General features: G+C 40.2%; 15 protein-coding genes. 12 read left to right on the forward strand and 3 right to left on the reverse strand.

The features are described 5' to 3' along the window. The first annotated feature begins 24 nt into the window (after window positions 1-24). The 9 genes from ACFOOI_RS14335 to ACFOOI_RS14375 all read left to right on the forward strand — a co-directional run bounded on the left by ACFOOI_RS14335 (window position 25) and on the right by ACFOOI_RS14375 (window position 19,658). Window positions 25-1,275 (forward strand): efflux RND transporter periplasmic adaptor subunit, encoded by a 1,251-nt coding sequence (locus ACFOOI_RS14335; RefSeq protein WP_379838690.1) that lies wholly within the window; start codon window positions 25-27, stop codon window positions 1,273-1,275. Between the two features lie 45 nt (window positions 1,276-1,320). After that, window positions 1,321-1,998 carry an ABC transporter ATP-binding protein gene (locus tag ACFOOI_RS14340; protein ID WP_379838691.1) on the forward strand — a complete coding sequence of 226 codons (678 nt, stop codon included), beginning with the start codon at window positions 1,321-1,323 and terminating at the stop codon, window positions 1,996-1,998. A 59-nt stretch (window positions 1,999-2,057) separates the two neighbouring features. Beyond that, a complete protein-coding gene (locus ACFOOI_RS14345) occupies window positions 2,058-4,493 on the forward strand; it encodes an ABC transporter permease (protein ID WP_379838692.1) in 2,436 nt (811 codons plus the stop codon). Window positions 4,494-4,549: 56 nt separating this feature from the next. Then, the gene (locus tag ACFOOI_RS14350) at window positions 4,550-6,907 is read left to right on the forward strand and encodes an ABC transporter permease (protein WP_379838693.1); all 2,358 of its coding nucleotides are present in this window, start codon (window positions 4,550-4,552) and stop codon (window positions 6,905-6,907) included. A gap of 51 nt (window positions 6,908-6,958) precedes the next feature. After that, window positions 6,959-9,385, forward strand: coding sequence for an ABC transporter permease (locus tag ACFOOI_RS14355; RefSeq protein ID WP_379838694.1), 2,427 nt, complete (start codon window positions 6,959-6,961; stop codon window positions 9,383-9,385). A 48-nt stretch (window positions 9,386-9,433) separates the two neighbouring features. Continuing rightward, window positions 9,434-11,827, forward strand: coding sequence for an ABC transporter permease (locus ACFOOI_RS14360; RefSeq protein WP_379838695.1), 2,394 nt, complete (start codon window positions 9,434-9,436; stop codon window positions 11,825-11,827). Window positions 11,828-12,052: 225 nt separating this feature from the next. Further along, a complete protein-coding gene (locus ACFOOI_RS14365; RefSeq protein WP_379838696.1) occupies window positions 12,053-14,467 on the forward strand; it encodes an ABC transporter permease in 2,415 nt (804 codons plus the stop codon). 199 nt (window positions 14,468-14,666) lie between these two features. After that, entirely contained in the window at window positions 14,667-17,138 is a 2,472-nt protein-coding gene (locus ACFOOI_RS14370; RefSeq protein WP_379838697.1) for an ABC transporter permease, read from the forward strand. 54 nt (window positions 17,139-17,192) lie between these two features. Next, entirely contained in the window at window positions 17,193-19,658 is a 2,466-nt protein-coding gene (locus ACFOOI_RS14375) for an ABC transporter permease (RefSeq protein WP_379838698.1), read from the forward strand. Window positions 19,659-19,813: 155 nt separating this feature from the next. Here the strand turns inward: ACFOOI_RS14375 and ACFOOI_RS14380 are convergent, their stop codons facing one another. Then, window positions 19,814-20,689: an alpha/beta hydrolase gene (locus ACFOOI_RS14380; protein ID WP_379840225.1), complete on the reverse strand. Its 876-nt coding sequence runs from the start codon at window positions 20,687-20,689 to the stop codon at window positions 19,814-19,816. A 198-nt stretch (window positions 20,690-20,887) separates the two neighbouring features. Between ACFOOI_RS14380 and ACFOOI_RS14385 the strand changes: the two genes are divergently transcribed. Together ACFOOI_RS14385 and ACFOOI_RS14390 are read left to right on the forward strand one after the other, a co-directional pair. Further along, on the forward strand, window positions 20,888-21,985 hold the full coding sequence (locus tag ACFOOI_RS14385) for a Gfo/Idh/MocA family protein (protein ID WP_379838699.1): 1,098 nt from the start codon (window positions 20,888-20,890) through the stop codon (window positions 21,983-21,985). A gap of 227 nt (window positions 21,986-22,212) precedes the next feature. Next, window positions 22,213-23,394, forward strand: a complete 1,182-nt coding sequence (locus ACFOOI_RS14390; RefSeq protein ID WP_379838700.1) for a mechanosensitive ion channel — start codon at window positions 22,213-22,215, stop codon at window positions 23,392-23,394. A gap of 142 nt (window positions 23,395-23,536) precedes the next feature. Here ACFOOI_RS14390 and ACFOOI_RS14395 read toward each other — a convergent pair whose 3' ends face one another. Together ACFOOI_RS14395 and ACFOOI_RS14400 are read right to left on the reverse strand one after the other, a co-directional pair. Beyond that, window positions 23,537-23,737, reverse strand: a complete 201-nt coding sequence (locus ACFOOI_RS14395) for a helix-turn-helix transcriptional regulator (protein WP_379838701.1) — start codon at window positions 23,735-23,737, stop codon at window positions 23,537-23,539. Further along, window positions 23,734-24,069 carry a hypothetical protein gene (locus tag ACFOOI_RS14400; protein WP_379838702.1) on the reverse strand — a complete coding sequence of 112 codons (336 nt, stop codon included), beginning with the start codon at window positions 24,067-24,069 and terminating at the stop codon, window positions 23,734-23,736. Before ACFOOI_RS14400 ends, ACFOOI_RS14395 begins: the two co-directional genes overlap by 4 nt. A gap of 413 nt (window positions 24,070-24,482) precedes the next feature. Here ACFOOI_RS14400 and mnmH point away from each other — a divergent pair, with 413 nt between their 5' ends. After that, window positions 24,483-25,511, forward strand: coding sequence for a tRNA 2-selenouridine(34) synthase MnmH (gene mnmH, locus ACFOOI_RS14405; RefSeq protein ID WP_379838703.1), 1,029 nt, complete (start codon window positions 24,483-24,485; stop codon window positions 25,509-25,511). Window positions 25,512-25,514: the final 3 nt, after the last annotated feature.

Genomic DNA, 25,514 nt, shown 5'->3' on the forward strand with positions numbered 1-25,514 from the left:
ATTAAAACAGTAACAAAAAAATAGATGGATAAGGTAATTGCAAAAAGGTTTTGGACAAAACAAAAAATGATATTCACGGGCTTAGGCTTGGCTTTGGCTGCATTTGTGATCTACTTGGCTTTCTTTTCTGACAAAAGAGCAAAGCTAAATGTAGAAGCCGAAAAGTTAACAATCAGCAAAGTCAGCGAAGGAAACTTCGACGAATTTATAATCGTGCAAGGCGTGGTTCAGCCGCTCAAAACCATTCAGCTCGATGCCATAGTGGGTGGATATGTAACCCAAAAATTGGTAGAAGGTGGAAACATGGTAAAGCAAGGCGACATTATTTTACGCTTAGAAAACCAGCAGCTAAAACTAAACTTTTTGCAGTCTGAAACCGAGGCAAGCCGATTGGTAAACGACCTCCAAAATACCAGACAACGACTAAAAGTAGAACGCTTTACGTTACAAAAAACTTTGAGCGACCTCGACTTCCAAATAGCTCAGGCAAAAGACGCTTTTGACAGAAACGCAAATCTTAAAAAAGACAACGTGGTTTCTGACATGGACTACCAAAAAACCAAACGTGAATATGAGCGTCTGAAAAGACAAAGAGACATTGAAATAGAGTCTCAAAAATACCAAGAAGAAAACTCAGGTTTACAAATAAAACAACTAGAAGGTACACTTACAAGAACACAGAAAAACGTGGACCTTTGGAGACAAACACTTGAAAACTTGGTGGTAAAAGCCCCCGTTTCTGGTTTGCTTTCATCTATCAATGTAGAAATAGGATCTAACATAAATCAGGGTCAAAATATAGGCCAAATAGACGACATGAACGGCTTTAAGCTCAGGGCGGAAATAGACGAGCACTATATCTCTAGAATATTTACAGGACTAAAAGCCAAGTTTGAGTTTAGCGGCGAAAGCCACCAAATGGAAATCATAAAAGTATACCCCGAAGTACTAAACGGAAGGTTTGCGGTAGATATGATTTTTACAAAAATTGCCCCTTCGGGTATTCGTAGGGGGCAGTCGTCACCGATACGACTTGAACTGGGCGAATCACAAAAAGCGAAGCTTCTACCCGTGGGCGGATTCTTCTCTGACACCGGCGGAAACTGGGTGTATGTATTAGAAAAAGACGGCAAAAAAGCAGTAAAAAGAAACATTACTTTAGGCAGAAAAAACCCACAGTATTATGAAATACTTGACGGTCTTTCGCCTGGTGACCAAGTGATTACGAGCTCATACAGTAACTATGGAGACAAAGAGGTTTTGGAATTAAAATAATTGAAGACAAATTGATTTTTTAAAAAAACATTTAACAAAAGAAATATGATAAAGACAAGCAACCTTCAGAAGATATTCACCACCGAGGAGATTGAAACTACCGCCCTAAACGGCATAGATTTAGAAATAGCAGATGGCGAGTTTGTGGCCATCATGGGGCCATCAGGCTGTGGAAAATCTACCCTACTAAACATACTGGGGCTATTAGACAACCCAACAGAGGGAAGTTATGATTTTTATGGCACAGAAGTAGCCCAAATGAGCGAACGCCAGCGTGCACAGCACCGCAAGGGAAACATCGGGTTTGTGTTTCAAAGCTTTAACTTAATAGACGAACTTACGGTTTTTGAAAACGTAGAACTTCCGCTTCTTTACCTAAAAACGCCAGCCGCCGAACGCAAAGTAAAAGTAGAAGCAGCCCTAGAGCGTATGAACATGATGCACCGCCGCAACCACTTTCCGCAGCAGCTATCAGGTGGGCAGCAGCAGCGTGTGGCCATAGCACGTGCGGTGGTAGCCAAACCCAAGCTTATACTAGCCGATGAGCCTACAGGAAACCTTGACTCGGCAAATGGCGAAGACGTAATGAAACTCTTACAAGAACTCAACAACGAAGGCACTACTATAGCCATGGTAACGCACTCACCGTATGACTCGGGTTTTGCACACAGAATCATCAATTTGTTTGATGGTAAGATAGTTACAGAGAACTTCCACGTGTAGGTTCCAAATATTCAGGGCGTACGTTTTTTACAAATCGAAAAAAGCTAAAACTTAAAAACATGAAACTAAATTCTTTAAAAATTGCCTGGCGAAGCCTCAAAAAACAACCCTTTTTTACATTCTTAAACATGCTCGGCTTGTCTATCGGAATGGCGGGTGCACTTTTGATTTGTCTGTACATAAGCGATGAATTAAGTTTCGACCGCATGTTTGTAAATTCAGACAGAATTTATAGAGTAAATGCGGACATAAAATTTGGAGGCCAAGCACAGGAATTTGCCACTACGCCGGCAGCCATGGCCTCTACTCTAAAAAAAGACTACCCACAAGTAAATGACGCCACGCGTTTCAGAACATGGGGCAGTATGTTGCTTAGAAAAAGCAATTCTACCGAAAACTTAAAAGAAGAGCAAAGCACATTTGCAGACGCCAACTTCATGGAGTTTTTTGGCATTAACCTACTCGAAGGCGATGTAAAAACAGCTCTTAGAGACCCTCAAACGGTAGTAATAAGCAAAGCTGCCGCTGAAAAATATTTTGGAAAAACTTCGGCTTTAGGTCAAAGTATATTGATCAACAACGAAGAAACATTTAAAATAACAGGCGTGATAGACGACCTACCCAAAAACTCATTTTTAAGAAATTACTCCGTATTTATGGCCATGGAAGGCTTTAAAGACGCCAAGGATTATGCAAACTGGGGAAGTAATAATTTTAATACATTTATAAAAGTAAACGAAGGCATTACCGCTGCAGATTTAAACGCACCACTTAACCAGCTCTTCGAAAAATACATCGTGCCTTTTGCCCAAGCCATAATGCCCGGTGTAACTCGCAAATCATTTGAAGCTGAAGGAAACTATATCAAATACCACCTAACGGCCTTAAACGACCTCCACCTGTCTTCAAATAGAGTGGCAGAAATAAGCACAAATAGCGACAAACAAACCGTATACATTTTTTCTTTTATTGCCCTGTTTTTGATTGTATTGGCTTCTGTAAACTTCATGAATTTGTCTACGGCTCAGTCGCTAAAAAGAGCCAAAGAAGTAGGTATACGCAAGACTTTGGGCTCGGATAAATTTGGCTTAATTGTACAGTTTTTGACCGAGTCCGGCCTTCTGACATTTTTGTCCCTGGGACTAGCCCTTATTTTCGCACTTTTGGCTATGCCTTTTTTCAATCAACTATCAGGCAAAGACATCTCAATTCCATTTTTGAACTCAATTTTCTGGTTAATCCTATTTGTTTCAACTATATTTTTAGGCTTATTATCAGGAAGTTACCCCGCTTTTTTCTTATCCAGATTTGTACCTATCAAAGTACTTAAATCTGCAGGAGTAAACAGTATCGGCAGCAGCAGAATCCGAAATTCTTTGGTAGTATTTCAGTTCTCTATTTCGGTGTTTTTAATGATGAGCACCTTTGTGGTGTACCAGCAACTCCAATACATTCAAAACAAAGACTTGGGCTATAGCAAAGAACAGCTATTGGTCATTGACGATGTATATGCGGCGGGCAATCAAGTAGAATCATTTAAACAAGAAATACTAAACCTACCAAACGTGAGCTCGGCCACACTAAGTTCGTTTTTACCAACTCCATCAAACAGGTCTGACAACGGATATAAGTTAGAGGGCTCGTCAGAACAAGACAAAACCGTGCAAATGCAAACCTGGAGTGTAGATCACGACTATGGCAAAACTTTAGATCTTGAAATAATAGCAGGACGAGACTTTGACAAACAGTTTATGACCGATTCGTCGGGAATAGTATTAAACGAAACCGCGGTTGGCATCTTAGGTTTCACGCCGCAAGAAGCTATTGGAAAAAGACTTTCGAATGCCTTAGACGATGAAAAAGGTGAGTTTTTCACAATAATAGGTGTAGCAAAAAACTTCCATTATACTTCTTTCAAAGACGAAATAGGAGCATGGAGTATGCACTTGGGCAAAACAGCCAATAAGCTTACGATAAAACTACAGCCGGGTGATTTTAAACAAACGCTAGAAAGCGTAAAACTAGCATGGACAAAAGTAGCTCCTGGGCAACCTTTTAACCATTATTTCCTTGACGACTCATTTAACAGCACCTACGACACCGAGCAAAGACTAGGCAAATTGTTTATCACCTTTACCATATTGTCCATAATAATAGCCTGTTTGGGACTATTCGGTTTGGCGGCTTTTAATGCCGAGAAACGTGTGAAGGAAATCGGGGTAAGAAAAGTAATGGGAGCCAGCGTAAGTCAGATAACCGTCAGACTATCAGCCGATTTTCTAAAGCTAGTGGGCATTGCCATATTGTTTTCTTTACCAATTGGCTGGTATGCCATGAACAAATGGCTGGAAGACTTTACCTACAGAATTAATATAGCGTGGTGGGTGTATGTTTCGGCCGCAGGCATAGCCATTCTAATTGCCGTTTTGACGGTAAGTTACCAAAGCATCAAAGCCGCAATAGTAAATCCAGTGGAGAGTTTGAGGGGGGAATAAAATGTATTTTTCTTCCCAAAAAAAAGACTATTCTCAAAAAAGAAAAAATTAAAAAAATGATACGAAACTATTTCAAAATAGCGTGGAGAAACATCCTTAAAAACAAGGCTTTTTCTGCTATAAATATATTAGGTCTAGCTCTTGGTATGGCGAGTAGTCTGCTCATATTTATGTGGGTACAAAACGAAAAATCTATTGATAAATACCACGAAAATAATACGCGGATTTTCCAGGTATTAAGTAACCAATTCTACGAAGGGCAGCCAAGCACAAACTTCGCCGGACCCGGAATTTTAGCCGAAAACATCAAAAAAGACATTCCAGAAATAGAAGCCGCAAGCCAAATTCTTTGGGAAGAAGAAACCCTCTTTACTGTCGGAAATATCTACGAAAAAGAACACGGCAGATACGTGCAAAATGATTTTCTAAACATGTTTTCTTTCCCATTAACAATGGGAGACTCAAGCTCTGCTCTTAAAAACCCAAACTCTATCGTTATTTCAAAAAAAATAGCTGAAAAGTATTTTGGGAAAACTAGTCCACTCGGCAAAAGCATAAAAATCAATGACAAAGAACTGATGACCGTAACCGGCGTATTGGCAGAGGTACCCCAAACGTCTTCGTTAAAGTTTGATTATTTGATGAACTACGAAAGCTGGATAAAAGACAACGAATGGGCCAAAGAATGGAGCAATGGTGGACCAAGGTGCTACGTATTGCTCAACAAAAACGCAGATGTAGCAAAGGTAAATGCTAAAATAAAAAACTACGTTTTACAAAAAGACCCAGACGCCAACAGAGAGATTTTCCTGGCAAACTTTGGGGACCTATACCTCCACGGCAACTACGAGGCGGGTGTGCTAACCGGCGGACGAATAGACTATGTCAACATATTCTCCATCGTAGCTATTTTTATATTGATTATTGCCTGTATAAACTTCATGAACCTTGCCACGGCTCGTTCGGTAACTCGGGCCAAAGAAATAGGCATACGAAAAGTAGGAGGAGCCCCTCGCTGGGTTTTGATAAGCCAGTTTATGGGTGAGTCCATTTTAATAGCGTTTTTCGCGATGCTCCTTTCGCTACTTATTGTGGTATTGGTTTTGCCTTCATTTAATTCCCTTACTGAAAAAACACTTTCAATTGACATTTCAAACCCTGTTTTTTGGATTCAATTAATATCTTTAACGGTCCTTACAGGCATCGCCTCTGGTTCATATCCGGCATTGTTTATGGCCTCGCTTAATCCTGTTGTGGTGCTTAAAGGTGCCCTTAAATTTAAGCCAAGTGCTACTTTTTTCAGAAAAGGACTCGTGGTATTTCAGTTTGGTTTGTCCATAATGCTCATATTGGGCATGATAGTAGTTTTTAAACAAATAGACTTTATCCAAAGCAAAAACCTCGGTTTTGACCGCCAAAACCTACTTTATGTACCTATAGAAGGAGACGTGAGAGTTAAGTTTTTTACTTTAAAACAAGAACTTGAAAACTCTCCTGGCATAGCCACGGTGTCTGCCAGCCAAGCCACCCCACTAGAGGTAGGAAGCAGCACTCAAGGCGTCAATTGGCCAGGAAAAGATACTACTCAAATAATGGTTTTTTCACAAAACCCAGTTTCGTATGACTACCTAAAAACCATGGACATCACGCTCTTAAACGGCAGAGAGTTTGATGCTAGTTTCGGTAACGATTCCTTGAGTTTTTTGATAAATGAAGCCGCCGCTAAAAAAATTGGATACAAAGACCCAATAGGAAAAGAGCTGACATTTTGGGACCAAAAAGGTCAAATAGTGGGGGTAACGAAAGACTTTCACCACGAAAACGTCAGAGAAACCATCGAACCACTTATCTTAAGATTAATGCCAAAAGCTGAGCATTGGGGCTATGCAATTATAAGAACCGAACCCGGAAAAACTAAGATGGCGATAAATAGTATTGAGCAAATATTTAAACGATACAACCCGAGCTATCCGGTAAACTATCAGTTTGCCGATTTAGAATTTAAAAAACTCTATACCACCGAAACCACCATCAGCAGCCTAGCCAGCGTGTTTGCTATTTTGGCCATATTTATCTCATGTTTGGGTTTATTTGGGCTCGCCACATTTACAGCTGAGCAGCGAACCAAAGAAATAGGCATCAGAAAAACCCTCGGAGCAAGCGTGGAAAGCCTTATCGGCATGCTCTCAAAAGACTTTATAGTTTTAATTCTGATCTCTACCATCATCGCCTTTCCGGTTGCTTGGTTTTACCTCCAAAACTGGTTAGAAAAATACGCCTATCGCATAGAAATGGAATGGTGGTATTTCCTGTTAGCCGCAGCTTCGGCGGTGATAGTGGCCCTCATAACCGTTAGTTATCAAGCCATAAAAGCGGCGTTTGTGAACCCAATTAAAAGTTTAAGAAGTGAATAGTGAAATGATACTTAACAAAGTATTTGATTATAAAGAAAAAGTTAAAATATTATGATACGAAACTATTTTAAAATCGCTTGGAGAAATATCCATAAAAACAAAGGATACAACCTCATAAATGTCTTAGGACTAGGACTTGGCGTGGCTACGGCCATTCTGATTTTTGCCTATGTGAGTTTCGAAAACTCTTACGACGACTTCCATAATAGCCCTGAAAAAATCTATCGTTTTGTCAGAAAAACCACTTCGCCATCTGGCCAAGTGGAGTTTACCCCTGGCAGCCCGCTTCCCTTCCAAAAAACGCTGTCTGAACAGCATCCAGAACTGGGGACATTTGTACCTGTATATGGAGTAGCTGGCCCTCAGATAACCGTCATGAAAGATGCCGCTACCGATAGTCCTGAAAAATACATGGAAGAAGCAGATGGTATCTGTGCCGGCCCTGAGTTTTTTGAGGTTTTTAACTTTCCTTGGTTAATAGGAAACCCAAAATCTATGGCGGAGCCCAATGTGGCTGTTTTGTCAAAAGATTTTGCAAAAAAATACTTTGGAAGCTACGAAAAAGCAGTGGGGAAATTTATAAAAGTCAACAACACAGACATAGTCCGTATAGTGGGTGTGCTTGAAGACGTTCCATTGAATACAGACTTCCCGATGAACTTGGTTTTCTCGTACGAAACCAAAAGAAAAAACCCAGACAAGTGGGGTTTCACGAAGTTTGACGACTGGGGCAGCACCAGCAGCAACGACCACATGTACTTTAAAATAGCCGACAATCAGTCAAAAGAAAAAGTAAATAAAACAATCGCTGAGTTTTCAACAGAAGCCTACAAAGATCGTGGCGACAAAGACGTTAAGGAACATTATATAACCGAACTTTCGGGCATGCACTTTGATGCCGAATTAGAGAATTTTAAAAGCAAAGTTGTTTCAAAATCTAAGTTAAGAGGCATCGCTTTTATAGGTTTGCTCATCATATTGATGGCGTGTTTTAACTTCATAAATATCTCTACGGCGATCATAAACAACCGCATGAAAGAGGTAGGCGTTAGAAAAACACTCGGTAGCCTTAAAAGCCAACTTTCAGCACAATTTTTAATCGAGACTTTTCTAATAGCCGGCCTTTCGCTTTTTGTTGGGGTTTTGGTGGCCATTTTATGTCAGCCATTTTTGAGCGACTTGTTTGATTTACCGAAAGACTACTCGCTGTTTTCGAATACTTTCTTATTGCCATTTTGTGTTTTACTGCTAGTGGCTATAAGCTTGTTGTCAGGCCTTTATCCTTCATTTGTGATGTCTAACTTTTCTCCTTTGGAGGCATTTAGGCAAGTCTCAAAATCAAGTTGGAGGGCCGGGTTTTCATTCCGAAAAGGTCTGATTGTATTTCAGTTTGCGATAGCCGTTTTCTTGATATTTTCTACTTTGATTAATATCGGTCAGCTCGAAATGCTAAACACCAAAGACCTGGGATACAGCAAAGAAGGCGTCTTTATATTTAACGTAGACCCCGAACTAAGCAACAGAAACGAAAGCCTTAAAAGTGAGTTTAGAAATATTCCAGAACTAAAGTCTGTGAGTTTTAACAGCGACAATCCGTCTACCTCAAACAACTGGCAATCAAACTTTGCATATAACCACAGGGCTGAAGATGAAGGCTATAACGTGAGTTTAAAATTTGCCGATGCCAGTTATTATGACACCTATAACCTAAAGGTATTGGCGGGTGTAATACCCCCAAACACAGACTCAAGCAAAAGGTACGTAGTAAACGAAACCTTCCTTAAAAAAGCCGGAAACATATCGCCTCAAGACGCCATAGGCAAAGAGGTAAGACTGGGCGGCAATGGCTGGGCACCCATAGCAGCGGTAGTAAAAGATTTTCAAACGGCAAGTGCCAAAGAAAGTATCAACCCTATATTGATTACAAGAAAGTCAAGTTTTATGTGGCTCTGCTCAGTCAAAATGCAAAGCAAAAACATTCAGGCCACAGTAGCCAAAATAAAAGAAGCCCACGACCGCGTGTTTCCCGAATATGCATTTAACGGGGAATTTTACGAAGAGTCTATTAACAATTTCTATAAAGCAGACAATCAATTAGGCTTAATGTACAAATACGCGTCTATAATAGCTATACTGATCGCGTGTCTAGGACTAATAGGCATGGCGGCATTTATGGCCGAGCAGCGTAAAAAAGAAATAGGCATACGCAAAGTTATGGGAGCAGACATCAGCAACATCATCGGCTTGCTGTCTAAAGATTTTGTGGTATTGGTTTTGGTGGCTACGCTCATTGGCTTGCCTTTGGCTTGGTATTTTTCTAAAGAATGGCTACAAGGTTTTGTGCATAGAATAGACATCAGTTGGGGGTATTTTGCTATCACTATTGCGATGGCATTTACTATCTCAATGCTGAGCGTGGCCTATCATTCGCTTAGCTCCGCACTTATGAATCCGGTTAAAAGTCTTAAAAGTGAATAAAACCCAAGACTCAGAATAAATAGAATTTGAATTAAAAAAAAATCAACTATGGTACGTAATTATTTTAAAATAGCTTGGAGAAACATTAAGAAAAATGGATTTTTCTCAGTTCTCAACTTGTTCGGCTTATCGGTTGGGCTCGCCATTTTTCTGTATTTATTTTTGTTTACCAAACAAGAACTATCGTTTGACAGCTTTCATAAAAACTATAAAAACATAGCCAAAGTGGGTGTCACGGCCACTTTTGGCGAGGAAGTAAATAAATGGGGAAATGTTCCGAATATAGTCGGACCCACCTTTGCACAAGAGCTACCTGAGGTAAAAGCCTATTCGCGTTTTCTTGCTCACTCGTTTGGCAAAACGGCTTTTATCAATGTAAATGATAAAAAATTTACAGAAAAAAACCTGATGTGGACCGACCCGGGCGTTTTTGAAATTTTTGATATCCCGATGTTACAGGGCAATGCCGCCACGGCTTTAGATGCACCTAATAAGCTGATGATAAGCAAGTCTACAGCCGAAAAGTATTTTGGCAGCGAAAACCCCGTTGGCAAAACCATGAGTATAGACCATCAGTATGATGTAATAGTTTCAGGCGTTTATGCCGATTTTCCAGCAAATTCTACCTTACAGGCAAACATGCTGGGCTCTTTTGCCACCATGGAGTGGGCCAGCAAAGAACTCCACTGGAGCAATGCCAGCTATGAAACTTATGTACTTTTAAACCCAAACACAAATATGGCCGCACTTACCAAAAAAGCGGCAGGAGTGCTAGATAAATATGTTCCAAAAAACGAGCAGTGGTTTAGTTTCTGGTTTCAACCATTTGAAGAAACTCACCTGTATTCTACTGACATTAGCAACCAAAGCACAAGTGGATATGGCGATAAAAACCAAGTAAATATTCTCATCGGATTAGCCTTGGGCATACTGCTGATAGCATGCATAAACTACATGAATTTGGCCACTGCACAGTCACAAAAAAACCAAAAAGAAGTAGGCATTAGCAAAGTGATGGGAGCCACACAATCTAGCCTAATAACACGATTTTATGTAGAGGCATTTTTGATGGTTTCGCTTGCTATGATATTGGGTATTGTAGTGTTTATAGTGGGCTTGCCCTTGTTTAATTATATCGCGAGCAATACCATAGGTGTACTCGATTTACTTGACCCAATGGTTCTTGTTTCACTCGTTTTGATTACCCTCGTTTTGACACTTTTGGCGGGCTCCTACCCTGCTTTAATGATCTCTTCGTTTTCGCCACTTTCGCTATTTGGCAGAAAAGAAAAAAGCTTTATTTCGGCAGAAGGAATTCGAAAATCATTGGTGGTTTTACAGTTTTCGGCTTCTATAGTCTTGATTATAAGCACCATTGTGTTTTTTACCCAATTAAACTTTATTCAAAACAAAAAACTTGGCTTTGATGTAAATCAGGTAGTGAGTGTGTCTACCGAAGGTGCCGAAACCTCCGCACAAATAAACGCCCTTATAAATAATCTGAAAGGCGAAAGCTTTATAAAAAGTGTGTCTCGTGCACAAACATACCCGGGGGCTTCGGGAAGTGGCAGAACACTTTCGATGCCCAATGAGCCTGAAAAAGTAATGTCTATACAATCCAATTTCACTTCGCCCGATGTCTTCGAAACACTGAATATACCGATGTTGGCAGGTAAGGCATTTGAGCCCAAAACCAACGACCAAGACACAACCGTGCAGGTGGTGCTAAACAAAACCGCGATTGACTTTTATGGCTTTACGCCAGAGGAGGCCATAGGTAAAACCGCCTACAATCTTTTTGGGTGGAACAATGCCAAAATAGTAGGCGTGGTAGCAGATTTTCATTTTGAAGATTTCCATAAGCCAATAGGTGCCTATGCATTTCATAACCATGCCTCAGAAGGCAGACCGAACCTACTGATACGCTGCGAAGGTGGAAACATCAAAAGTAACCTCGGAACCATAGAATCGCTGTTTAAGCAAAGTATACCTAACTCGGCTTTTGAGTATACTTTTTTAGATGATTTTACGGCAAAGCTGTATGAAAGCGACAAGCAAACGTATAGAATTGTGTTGTTCTTTTCACTTACGGCGATATTGATTGCCTGCTTGGGCTTATTTGGCTTGGCGGCCTACACAGCCGAACAACGCATAAAAGAAATAGGCGTGAGAAAAGTACTGGGAGCGAGTGTGTCTAGCATAGTGGGCCACCTGTCAAAAGACTTTTTGAAGTTGGTGTTTATTTCTATTTTGATAGCTACGCCGGTGGCTTGGTATTTTGTGAGTGCCTGGCTATCGAGTTTTGCATTCCATGTAGATATGCCGTGGTGGGCGTATGGTGTAGCGGGCATTTTGGCCATTATTATGGCATTTGCTACAGTGAGTTATCAGTCGCTCAAAGCCGCTATGGTTAATCCGGTGAAAAGTCTAAAAAGCGAATAAACGGTGTTAAGCCTAAAAGTCTCTTAACATATATGATTGAGAATTGGGAGTTAAAAATTTGAACGAGAATATTGAAAATTTAGGGTATGTCATGCAGCAAGGATAGGAGCATTGTTTGAGCTCCTTCCTCTGCTGGCATTTGCCGCAGAGGGAGAGCGAGTGCGGATAGCCTGCCCGGCTGCCCAAATAAAAAACCAGAAGCTTAGCGATAAAACACGTAAAAAAATGATAAAAAATTACTTTAAAATAGCCTGGAGAAGTTTACTTAAAAACAAAGCGATGTTTGGCATAAACATACTTGGTTTGGCGATAGGCATTGCTTCTTGTTTGGTGATTTCGCTATTTGTGGTGGACGAGCTAAGCTACGACAGGTTCAATGAAAACGCTGACCGCATAGTGCGGGTTACACTAAAAGCAAAATTAGGTGACGAAAACATCAGGGAGTCTTCGGTGATGGCACCTGTGGGTAGTACGCTGGAGCGGGAGTTTTCGGAGGTTTTGAGCAGCACGAGGTTAAAAAACACCTTTAATGTGCAAAAAGTAAACACGGGAACGAAAAAAATACGTAGCGGAAAAATGGCTCAAGTTGACCCAAATTTCTTTGATATTTTTACACTAAAATTTTTAAAAGGAAATGCCAAAACTGCCCTTGAGAACCCTGCCGGATTGGTGCTGAGTAGCTCACTGGCAAATACCTATTTTGGAAAGGAAGACGCCTACGGAAAAACCTTAGAATTAGAAGGGTTTGGAATTTATACGGTAAGCGGAATTATAGAAGATGTGCCCCAAAACTCTCATTTTCAGTTTGATATGTTTAGTTCTTTGGCAAACAACGAAGAAGCCAAAAGCCAAAGTTGGATGTCGGGGAGTTTTCATACGTACTTACTTTTAGATAAAAACACGAGCTCCGAGGCTTTGGAAAAAAAACTGCCAGTTATTGCTAAAAAATATATGGGTTCCGAAGTAAAGGCTGGCTTTGGAATGTCGTTTGACGAGTTTCTTTCAAAGGGAAATTCTATCGGGCTTTTTTTGCAGCCTTTAACCAAAATTCACCTCTCCTCCAACTTCACCAACCCTGACCTTTCGGCAGGTGGCGACATAAAAACGGTGTATATGTTTGGTGCGATAGCCTTGTTTATGTTGCTGATCGCGTGTATAAATTTCATGAACTTGTCTACCGCCGGAGCTTCAAAAAGGCTGAAAGAAATAGGCATGCGAAAGGTGCTTGGCTCGGCGAAAAAACAATTGGTGGTTCAGTTTTTGGCCGAATCGTTTTTGGTCACTTTGGTGGCTATGGTATTGGGCGTAGCTATGGTATTTGTGGCTTTGCCTTACTTCAATGACCTTTCTGGAAAATCACTAGATTGGCAACTAATTGTTAAGCCTTTAAACATACTTCTCTTCATAGTTTTAACCTTATTTATTAGCCTTTTGGCGGGAGCGTATCCCGCGTTTTTCATGTCTTCTTTTAAGCCTTTAGCTTCTTTAAAAAACAGGTTCTCGTCAGGCGGAAACAAGGGCATACGAAGTGGCTTGGTGGTGTTTCAGTTTTCGGTTTCGGTGGCACTGATATTGGCCACGCTTGTGGTGGGCCAACAAATGGACTACATAAACAAAAAAGACATGGGGTATCAGCGTGACAACCTGATAGTGATGCGACACGCAGGACTGTTGGGCTCAAACCTAAACGTTTACAAAGAGCAGCTGCTGAGCGATCCAAAAATTAAGAGCATCACGATGTCGGCGTTTATTCCTGCTGGCCCCACCGACGACGGCATGGAACTGATCACGACATCAGCAGCTTCGATGGAAAAGCTGCGAACTCGCTCGTACAGTATAGACGAAGCGTATATCCCCACTTTGGGCATGACCGTGGAAAAGGGGCGAAACTTTTCAAGCGATTTTTCTACCGAAAATCAGCATGTGATTTTGAACCAAACAGCTGTGAAAACCTTCGGCCTGAAGGGCGAGCCTGTGGGCCAAATGATATATAAACAAACCAAAGAAGGCAGTGTGCCACTGACGGTGATTGGTGTGGTGAAAGACTTTCATGCACGCTCGCTACACGAGCCGATTGAGCCTATGATTATGCAGTACAATCCGTACTATGGACTGATACTAAAAACCAACACCGCCGACCTAAAAAGTTTGCTTAGCAGCATGCAACAAAAATGGGAGGCGTTTGGCACTGGCGAAGCGTTTGAATATGCATTTATGGATCAATTATTTAACGAAACATACGTAAAAGAGGCCAACATGAATACCGTGCTGAGGTATTTTGCCCTTTTGACCATTTTTATAGCGTGTTTGGGCCTATATGGCCTTATCACGTTTACTACCGAACGGAGATTTAAAGAGATAGGCATTCGAAAATCACTGGGCTCTACGGTGCCACAAATAGTGGCCTTGCTTTCGAAAGACTTTTTAAAACTAATCGGCATTTCGCTTTTGGTGGCATTCCCTGTGGGCTACTATGTGATGAGTATTTGGCTCCAAGACTTTGAGTACCGCATAAATATGCAGTGGTGGTATTTTGCCATTGCGGGTGTTTCTACGGTGGTTATTGCCTTGTTTACCATAAGTTTTAGAAGTATAAAAGCCGCCAACATGGATCCGGTGGAGAGTTTGAGGGCGGAGTAGGCTATTTTTAATGGTGAATGCGGTGCGACGTTTCGCTGAATGCTGAATGCTGAATGCTGAATGTTAAATGCTGAATACTGAATACTGAATGCAATTCGATGTTTTTACTATAGAATGGAGAGCTGGGCGGAAGCGATTAAAGTGATGAGTAGTTTGGGTGATAAAGGACCTGTAAAACATAAATAACTAAACACAAGCGATGATAAAGAATTATTTTAAAATTGGATGGAGAAATTTGTTGAAAAACAAGGTGACCTCTGGCATAAATATAATGGGCTTAGCGATTGGCATAAGCACATGTTTGATAATTTTTTCGCTCACTCGGTTTGAGCTTAGCTATGAGGATTTTAGAGAAAACACCGAAAATGTATACCGCATTACGTCTAAGTTTAAAGACAAAGACGGCGGTTTTAGCTACAACGCCGGCATTTCGGCTCCTATACCTCCCGTGATGGTCAATGAAGTGAAGGGCATAGAAAATTCCACTTTTTTTAGGATTTTTTGGGCAAAAGCTTTAGTTCCAAATGGCAACAATCCGAAGTTCTTCCCTCAACCAGATTATGGGCCAAACACCCGAATAGACATGATAATTTGTCGGGATTCTTATTTTGACATTTTTAAAGCCGAATGGCTTGTTGGTTCAGCATCAAGTAGCCTTTCAGAGCCAAACAAAGTGGTTTTGACCGAGACAAAAATGCATAAATATTTTGGAAACATTGACCCTCAAAATGCCCTTGGCAAACAGGTTATCTATGAAGACTCGCTGCAAACTACGGTTTCTGGAATCATAAAAGACCTGCCTTATAACTCCGACTTTAGGTTCAACGATTACATTTCGTATGCTACCATAGAAAACCCGCGTTTTGCCGAACTCTTTAATTTTGACCAGTGGACAAACACAAACTCGGGCGACCAGTTTTTTATTAAACTAAATAAGAAATACTCTAAAAAGTCATTTGAAAGCTTGGTGGCTACTTTCTTAAAAAAACATTCAGACCCAAACGATAAATGGGCCTCCAATCGGACTTTAGTTTTACAAAAACTAGACGATTTACATTATAATACCGATTATCCTAGCGATTACAACCGCGTTATAAATCCGACTTTTATTTATATTTTGATGGGGGTTTGTTTCTTTGTGCTATTTATGGCCATCATAAATTTCATAAACCTGCAGACCGCTCAGGCTGTGTCACGAGCAAAAGAAATGGGCGTCAGAAAAGTATTAGGCAGCTTTAGGTCAAGTCTAATTATGCAAATATTTACAGAAGCATTTTTGTTGGTATTATTTGCCACCGCTCTGTCGCTCCTACTAATTCAGCCTGTTTATATTTATTTCAAAGATTTCTTTCCTGATACCTTCGTGTTTGATTTTTGGAGTTTAGACTTTATACTTATTTTAGGTTCCGTAATACTCGTAACTTCTTTTTTGTCGGGTATATATCCTGCTTTTCTTATTACGAGGCTCACCCCTACCGAATCACTAAAGCCACAGCTAAACACCCAAGGAAAAGGCGGCTCGGGTTTGCTACGAAAGTACCTAATCGTGTTTCAGTTTAGCGTAGCTCAAATATTTATTATGGGGGCTTTTATGGTGGTGCTCCAAAGTAAATATATGCTTAACAAAGACCTCGGCATAAAAAAAGATGCGGTGCAGTATTTTAACCTAAACTGGCATTTAGACGATTCGAAGAAAGGAATTCTAGCGGATGAAATTTCCAAATTGACTGAAATTAAACTACTGAGCTTAAGTGAAGTGCCTGCAAGAGATGGCTATTCTACAAGTCAAATTTCGTATTTCAACGATGAGAAAGAATACTCGGTCCAAGCACATCAAAAATACGTTGACGAGCACTACATTTCGCTATTTGGATTAAAGCTGACAGCGGGGCAAAACCTCACAAAAAGCGATACCATAAAAGAGTTTTTGGTAAACGAAAGCTTTGCCAAGGCCATTGGTTTTAATAAACCCGAAGAAGCCGTTGGAAAATACTTGGATTATTATGACAGTCACGGTACTAAAACCAAATTTCCAATAGTCGGGGTTTTAAAAGATTTTAACTTCTTGTCGCTGCACAACAAAATAGAACCCATGTTTTTGGCTTCTAGACCCCAATACGCCCGAAACATCTCATTTTTAAGCACTTCGCTAGAAAAAGATAAGAGACAAGCACTTCAAAGTCAAATACATGCGATTTATAAAAAGATATTTCCAAACGAAATGGTCATGCCAGAAATCGGGTTTTACAGCAAAGTTTTCGAGCAGTTTTACGAAACCGAAACCCGTTTGGCCAAACTGCTAAATACCGTCACGGCAATCGCGATACTTATATCGTGCATGGGCCTGTTTGGTTTGGTGGTTTTTGCTACCCAACAAAGAGCCAAAGAGATAGGCATTCGGAAGGTTTTGGGGGCAAGTGTAGCCAATATTTTGGGCCACATCACCAAAGATTTCCTCGTCTTGATACTTTTGGCGGTCGTTATTGCGAGTCCTATTGCCTACTTTTTTGTGCATAAATGGCTCCAAAGTTTCGCTTTTAGCATAGACCTAAAACTTTGGTATTTCGCACTTGGGGCATTGCTAATGCTCATTTTGGCCTTGGCCACTCTAAGTTTTGAAGCCATAAAAGCCGCCGTAATGAACCCCGCAGAGAGTTTAAAAAGTGAGTAAAAACCAACGTTGACAAGCAAAGCTGCCATGTCACTGATAAAAATACAAAAAGCTATGTTCAAAAATTATTTCAAAATCGTTTTTCGGAATTTCGCCAGACAGCCATTTTATTCTTTTATAAATGTAGTAGGGCTATCGATTGGCTTAGCGGCCTGCTGGTTTTTGGCTATGTATTTTTTCCATGAAAAGACGTACGACGCTTTTCTACCAAATGCAAATCGGATTGCTGCTGTGGCACTCGATCTAAAAATGGGCGACATGGAAGGCAAAACTACCAACACACCTCCGCCATTGGGAGCTCGCCTAGCCGAATACCCAGAAATAGAAACAACAGCACGTACATTTAATTTGGGTGAAACGCTCGTAAAGCGTGAAGTAAAAAACAGCGAGCCCTTGATCTTTAATGAGTCTGGTGCCGTAGCCGTAGATTCTACTTTTTTAGACCTCTTCGGTTTCGAATTTGTGCAAGGCAACACAAATGCACTAAATAGCCATTTGGGCTTGGTGCTTACCGAAACTACTGCCAAAAAGTATTTTGGAAATGAACCTGCTATCGGAAAAACCCTCTCATTTAACGACCGAAACTTTACGGTTTCCGGTGTTTTAAAAGACCTGCCGAGCAACTCCACCCTGCGGTTTGATTTCCTATTGCCCACCAAAAGTTTTAGGGTCATCGAAAACTTCGATTGGAGCTGGATTTGGCTTCAAATGGATACTTGGGTAAAATTTAAAAAGCCCATTACTGAAACTAATTTGGCCAAACTGGAGGCAAAACTACCCGAAATGGTTCAAAAATACGCTCCTTCGGCTTTCGAGAAAATAGGCATGAGCTGGGAAGACAAAATGAAACAAGGAGACAAATACAACGTAAAGTTTTTGCCCTTAACCAAACTTCACCTCGAATACGCCGATATAGACTCAAGGCTAAGCACGCTCGGTGACGGCAAACAAGTCAAAATGTTTGGTATCATAGGTATCATTATTTTACTTTTGGCATGTGTCAATTTCATTAACCTTTCTACGGCTCGCTCTATAAAAAGAGCGAAAGAAGTTGGCGTCAGAAAAGCCTTGGGCTCTTCAAAAGGCAGTTTGATCGGACAGTTTTTGGTCGAATCTTCTGTTTTCAGTATTTCGGCCTTGTTCTTAGCTACCATAATAACCGCTTTGTTTATCCGCTCTTTCAATGAACTCACGGGCATAACTTTCACAATATCATCACTGTATCAGACAAATGTGCTTCTGGTAGTTTTGATTTTACCGCTACTTACGGGTTTGGTGGCGGGGCTTTACCCAGCCTATTATTTATCAAAATTTGATACGATAGACACCATGAAAAAATCAACCGGAACAGGTTCTAGAGGTTTCAGTTCGGTTAGGAGCGGCTTAGTGGTTTTTCAATTTACAGTTTCTATAGTCTTGATGCTCGGCTCGATTATCGTGTATAGGCAGTTGAGTTTTGCTCAAAATTCAAAGACTGGAATACAGAAAGAAAATGTTTTGGTGATTAACAATACCCGAAATTTTAAAAGTATATCGGAGAGAGAAGTTTTTAGACAAAAACTATTACAAATACCTGAAGTAAAAAACGTTACACACTCCACTTTTTTACCTTCATTGGGTGCTTTTAATGATTTCTACGAACCCGAACAAGGCAGCCAAGCCAACGCGGTTGTCCAAAATATTGCCATCAGCTCATATTTGACAGACGAAAACTTTGTGCCCACACTAAAAATAGAACTAACAGACGGTCGAAATTTTAGAGCCAATAGTCAGAGTGACTCGGCATCGGTAATACTAAACGAAACCGCCGTAAAGGCCATCGGCTGGAAAAACCCAATAGGTCAATGGATGCGATATCCGGGAAATGTAAACCAGCGATTTCAGGTAGTTGGGGTAGTCAAAGACTTCCATTTGTATTCGGTAAGGGCAGCAATAGAGCCACTCGCTATATTCCATGAATCTTCAAAAACCTACCAAACGTGGGGTTCATACATGGCCGTACGTCTTTTGCCAAATACCGAAAAAGCGGGTATTGAAAAAATCTCAAATATTTGGAAATCAAGCATTCCCAATGTGCCTTTTGAGTATGATTTTTTAGATAAATCTTTTGCCCGCATGTATCAATCAGAAAATCAGATGGCTTCTATTCTCTTAGTGTTTACGGCATTGGCACTGTTTATTGGCTGTTTGGGTTTGTTTGCCTTGGCAACATTTACAGCAGAGCATCGCACCAAAGAAATAGGAATCCGGAAAGTGCTGGGAGCAAGCGTGATGGGAATAACGGCCTTATTGTCAAAAGATTTCCTAAAGTTAGTGGCGATTGCTCTCGTAATCGGCAGCCCCGTGGCGTGGTATTTTATGAATCAGTGGCTGGGCGACTTCGCCTACCGGATAGATATAGAATGGTGGATTTTTGCTTTGGCGGGTGTAACCGCTATTTTGATAGCCATAGCTACGGTTAGCTTCCAAGCTATCAGAGCTGCATTGATGAACCCAGTTAAGAGTTTGCGGTCTGAGTAGAAAATGAAAAAAGCCCTTTTAGTGGCTAACTAGTTTTGAATAATCAGTTTAAATAGCGATTAAAAAAGTAGCGTAAAACGAAATTTTTGAAACATAATTTTGGTAGAATTTAAACTAAATCCTACCAAAATTTATTCTTTATTGTTACTTCTTTACTAAAACTTATTCACCTCTAACCAATGAATAAAAGCATCAAACCAGCGGTTACTAGTTCTGTCAGGATTACCAAGACCAAAACCGTGGCCTCCATTTTGGTATAAGTGAAACTCAACTGGAATGCCCGCCTTGTACCAAGAATCTATTACGCCAAATTGCCCTTTGAAAAGGAAATCGTCTGTGGCAATAACGTTAAACATAGGCGGAGCATTTTTAGGAACTTCTACCGGGCCCATTCCTCCGTATATTGGCCCAATAAAAGCCAACTTCATAGTTTTCGAATTCAAAGTAACGTGCATAGTTAGCCCAGCACCAGCCGAAAAACCAATCATACCAATTCTTTTGGTATCAACTCCCCACTCTTTTGCCCTATTGATAATCATGGCATAGGCTGCTTCGGCATCTTGGAGCTGATTGTCTAAACTTGGTCGTGGCAACGGTGTGGCTGTTTTATTTTGTAAATCGGTCGATACGGGTGCCGTTGGACGAGGGCGATTCATCCAAGCAGAAAAATCATCTAATTTCTCTGGCGTTGGGTTTAGCCTGTATTTGAGCACAAATGCTGTTATGCCTTGCTTTGCCAAAGCTTCGGCCACCTCCCAGCCCTCATTTTTTAAAGACAACCAACTAAAACCACCGCCAGGTGCAACTATTACCGCCATACCGTTGGCTTTACCTGCCTCAGGAAAAAAAGGGGTTAAAGTCGCCGCCGTAATATTCCGAGCCATTGGGTCGCCCCACTGACGAAACCACGTTTCGGATGAAGGCTGATTTTCGACTCCTCCAGTTCTTAAAGGAATTGCATTAGGTTCAGCTGGAGTTTCCAAAGGGTAAATAGTGCCGTCTTGAGCAATCAAAACTCTCGATACACACATAAGGCAAACCACAGAGGCTACCCTGATCAGTTTTTTAGAATTTAGAATCATTTTTTAATTTTTAAAGGTTGAAAAATCAAATATAGTGTAATTTTGACACAATGTAAATATTTGTGTATTTTTATAATTTTTCGTTCATAACTGGGTTAGTTTTGTATTCACAGTCAGGCAATTAAAAACAATTCAATTTTTCTCAGAATGAAAAACGCCCTTAACCGTAGAACCTTCATAAAAGGAATTACAGCTGCATCTACTTTAATACCTTTAGCGGCAACGGCCGCAGAAAAGAAACCCTATTTAGGAAGAAAAATAAAGGTAGCTCTAGTAGGCCTTGGCCGATACGCCGAGTACATGGCAGCCCAAATGAAAGATTGTGAATATTGTGAAGTTGCGGCTTTGGTTAGTGGCACACCATCAAAACTGGAGTCTTGGGGAAAAACCTACAATGTGCCGCTCAAAAACAGATATAACTACCAGAATTTTGATTCGATAAAAGACAATCCCGACGTTGACTTGGTATATATAATTTTGCCCAATGCCATGCATAAAGAATATGCCATTCGTGCCGCAAAAGCCAAAAAACATGTGTTGGTAGAAAAGCCAATGGCGGTATCAGCAGCAGATTGCTTAGAGATGATAAAAGTTTGTACAGCAAATAAGGTGCAGTTGGCCATGGGTTACCGTTTACATTTTGAGCCATTTAACATGGAAATGATGCGTTTAGGACAGAAAGAAGTTTTCGGAAAAGTAAGAATAGTAGAAGCTTCTTTGGGATATTTTGCTGGCGAAAAAGGCGAATGGCGATTAAATAAAAAACTAGCCGGTGGCGGCCCACTTATGAACCTTGGCGTGTATTGTGTGCAAGCAGGCCGATACATCACAGGCGAAGAGCCTATGGCCGTAACCGCCCAATATGGCCCCATATTACGAAAAGAACTGTTTACAGAAGTAGAAGAAACCATCACTTGGCAACTGGAGTTTCCGAGTGGAGCTATTTGCACCTCCACTACGACTCTTTCTGCAGGTATTGATCGGATTTATGCAAGTGCCGAAAACGGCTCTTTTGAACTTAGCCCCGCTATTAGCTACGGGCCATTTAAAGGCCGAACACGTGAGGCTGAATTTGACTTTCCAACCATAAATCAACAAGCCACCCAAATGGATGCCATCAGCCAAATTTTATTAGAAAACAGAACCATGCCCGAGCACATTTCTGGCCTTGAGGGCTGGAAAGACTTGAAGGTTTTAGAGGCCATTTACAAAGCCGCGGATACGGGTACAAAAGTGAAAATTTAACCTCCAGAAAGTGTACTGTATTTAATGGATTATTTAAACTTTGCTAAACGAAACTTAGCAAAACACCCGCTTTTTATCCATTTAGTTTAGGTTTTCTGCCTTTTTTTACGTAAATTACTAAAACTCACCATATGTGGTCTGCTCTTTTGGCTCAATCTGCCAATCCAAATTCCTTACGCTTTACGTAGACCTCGGGTTTTATATATTTATTAATTTAAACTATTTTTATGAACTACCTAAACCAACTAACCACTAATCTCTCTGCTACTTTTGGAAGCCTAATTCCTGGAGTTTTTGGTGCCATTCTTTTTTTAATTATCGGCTTTATCGTGGCCAGTTTAATTAGAAAACTTATCATGAAAATCATGACCAAATTTAATGTGGATGAAAAAATAGGCTTCACATCTAAAAGCAATTTTAGACTTGACAAATTTCTTTCTATTTTGGTATATTATGTAGTGGTGGTATATACGCTTTTGATTGCCCTTAATATGCTGGGTGTAACCGGAGTTTTAGAGCCTCTTCAAGGAATGTTAAGCGAGTTTGTAGGGTATTTACCAAATGTAATAGGTGCTGGGGTAATCATTTTTGCAGGCTATATATTAAGTAAACTCGGTTCTGAAACCATCGGTTTTGTGTCACAGCAAATCGAGTCTTTCGGAAAAGGCATAGGCCTTTCTTCTGGCGTGAGTCTTTCTAAAATCGTTAAGCAAATCGTCTTTATTTCTATATTTATTCCGATATTAATAGTAGCCCTAGATACCTTAAACATGACGGCGGTGTCGGGTCCTGCTACCGAAATGTTAGAGTCGCTTCTATTGGCAGTTCCTAAAATCATAGCAGCGGCTATTTTGTTAGCTGTATTTTATATTGTAGGTAAATATGTGGTTTCTATTTTAACCGAATTACTGAGCAACATAGGCGTTGACAAATTCTCCGAAAATATTGGCCTTAAGTCGGTTATAGGCACAAGTAAGCTTTCTGCCTTGCTAGGAAACATCGCTTTGTTTTTTATACTTTTCACCGGAATAATAGCAGCCGCAGGAAAACTTGAACTTGCAGAAGTTCAGGGTATATTGACTAACATATTTAATGTGGCTGGAAAAATATTCTTTGGCTTGGTTATACTTATGGTAGGTGTATTTGTATCTAACATAGCAGCTAAAGCACTGGCCAAAACCCAAGCAAGTGGCGTGCTAGTACCCATCATGCGATTCGCAGTAATCGGCATATTTTTGGCGTTCTCATTACACACTATGGGAATTGCAGAAAGTATCGTAAACCTTGCCTTTGGACTCACCCTTGGTGCAGTAGCAGTGGCTTTTGCCTTGTCGTTTGGACTAGGAGGAAGAGAAGCTGCTGGAAAGCAAATGCAAGAGTTTTTTGATAGTTTAAAAAAGAAAAAATAACTTGATAAGTTAGTTTCTAGAAAGGCTGAATGCGGACTTTGCTTTTGGCCTTTTTTTTAACCAAAAATTAAACCTGATTTATGCTCCAGAAAATCTAACACAACCTTAAATTGCTTCAATTCAGCACATAATACGGTTTAAATCAATCCGTATCTTCTAATTCAAAGAGGTAGTTTATGTCAACTTTTAGTTCTTTAGCGAGTTTGAACGCAAGCATAACGGAAGGCGTAAACTTATTATTTTCTATAGCATAAATGGTTTGTCGACTCACCCCTATCCTTTCAGCTAAGTCAGTCTGTGAAATTTCAAGACGAGCACGCTCAACACGTATGAGATTTTTCATGATTCTGGAGTAATACTTCCTTTAAATAATTTATTTATAAAAAAATAAGAAAGTACCTGAATATCAAAAAGGTAGTCAACCTCAATTTTTAATTCTGGCTTAAAATATACTTGAAAACTAAAAAAGAGTATGGTACCTAAAAATACCAAAAACAAACTCTCTAATCTTAGTTTAAACATAAATTCATCAAACACTTTGTCTTTAGCAAAAACATAAATTAAAATCCCCAAATACTGTAAAACATGAAATTCTTTTGAAAGAAGTATGGGAGGAATAGCGTCGGACTGAGAGCCATAAGGAAGGTGTTCATGGGCTACAAAAAAGCCATTCAAAAAAGAGCCTAACACGGAAATAACAAAAAGAGATAAGCCAATAAATTTAAAGTAATGGGGTAAAAATCTCAAATTAAGCAAGTAATGTAAAGTTTAATAAACAAATGTAAATTATAGTTTACAATTTGACAAAAATAAATTCATCTCAGTTCTAAATAAAAATTAGATTTTAAACCTTTCATAAACTGTTTACCCTCTCCTATTTCGTTATATTCAGAATAATAATTAAATTGCAGAAGAGGTCAACATAGACTTCAAAAAACTTCAGCAAAATGGCAAAATCACAAAACGCCCAAAAGGTCGAAAAAAAGGAAGCTACAAAAACGCCCAAAGAAAAGAAAGAAGAGAAAAAAGCGAAAAAAGCTAGAAAAGACTACTAAAAACACCCTTGAGGTGTTTTTTTTATACAAATTATGATACAAAGAATAGACGTCTCAACATTTTTAGAACACCAAGATTCGGGCCTCATACTTGATGTCAGAAGCCCCGGTGAATACGAACACGCACATATACCAGGAGCGGTGAGCTTGCCCCTGTTTTCAGATGCCGAAAGAAAAGTAGTGGGCACGGCTTATAAACAAGAAAGTAGAGAAACGGCGATAAAAATAGGCCTAGACTACTTTGGCCCTAAAATGCGAGCCGTAGTAGAGCAAGTAGAGACTTTGACCGCAAACAAGTCTAAAAAAGTGCTGGTTCACTGTTGGCGAGGCGGCATGCGAAGCGGAGCAATAGCCTGGCTACTAGACCTATACGGCTTTGAGGTTTACCTTTTAGACGGCGGCTACAAAGCGTTCAGAAACTGGGTTTTGGCTAAGTTTGAAATCCCCTATTCGTTTAAACTAATCGGTGGTTACACCGGTAGTGGCAAAACTCCCCTTTTGGAGGCTTTACAAAACGAAAACTATCAAATCGTAGACTTAGAGGCTCTCGCAAGCCACAAAGGATCTGCTTTGGGAGGAATAAATTTGCCTCCGCAACCCTCACAAGAGATGTTTGAAAACCAACTTGCCGTAAAGTTTTCGGAACTAGATGCCGAAAAAATCATTTACCTCGAAGACGAAAGTCAGCGAATTGGCAATCGGAATATTCCGGCTGGAATATGGAAACAAATGCAGCCAAGCCAAGTTTACTTTTTGGATATTCCGTTTGAAAAACGACTGGATTATCTCTTAAAAGAATACGGCTCTTTGCCCCAAGACAAATTGGTTACGGCTATTCTCAGAATACAAAAAAGACTGGGCGGCCTTGAAACCAAAAACGCGATACAATATACCATAGACGGTGACTTGAGGTCGTGCTATGGCATTTTATTGAAATATTACGACAAATGGTATCACAAAGGGTTATTTACCCGACCAAATGCCGAAAACCTGATCACGAAAGTTTCGCTGACAGAAGTTGAAGTACAAAAAACACTAGACGTTTTAAAAAAACATTTATAAAAA

This window comes from Lacihabitans lacunae (assembly GCF_042649125.1).
GTDB classification, from domain to species: domain Bacteria; phylum Bacteroidota; class Bacteroidia; order Cytophagales; family Spirosomataceae; genus Leadbetterella; species Leadbetterella lacunae.